Genomic DNA, 471 nt, shown 5'->3' on the forward strand with positions numbered 1-471 from the left:
TCATTACGTCCGCTTTGACAGACACACGCAGGCGGAAATCGCGGAAGGCAATAAAGCAGCTTTCATTGTCTTTGGCTTCGGGCGCGGCGTGGACGGATGCGCCATAGCGAGCTTTATAGTCGGCAAGTGGCGCATCCAAGTTAGCAAGCAACCATTCCCAACGCGCTTTGACAGAGGAAACGTGGGCTAGGGCGTGTTTGCCGCGTTCACCTAACAGTTCGGCGGTTGGCAGGTCTGTTCCCATTTTGTCGATGGGGAGTTTGCCGGACAGATATTGCTCCAAGGCGGCACAGAGTTTGAGTTTGTTTTGGATGGAAAGCTCAATGTTGATGCGTTCGATGCCGTCTGAATACTCACCGAGCCTTTCGAGTGGGATTACCACGTCTTCGTTGATTTTAAAGGCGTTGGTATGTTTGGCGATGGCGGCGGTGCGGCTGCGGTCAAGCCAGAAGGTTTTGCGCGCTTCTGGAG

General features: G+C 53.9%; 1 pseudogene. It reads right to left on the bottom strand.

Annotation, left to right across the window (positions count from 1 at the left end):
- Positions 1 to 471: pseudogene (locus tag ACTHUM_RS19305) on the bottom strand (FAD-linked oxidase); the annotation flags it as partial.

Source organism: Neisseria sp. P0021.S006 (assembly GCF_051956895.1).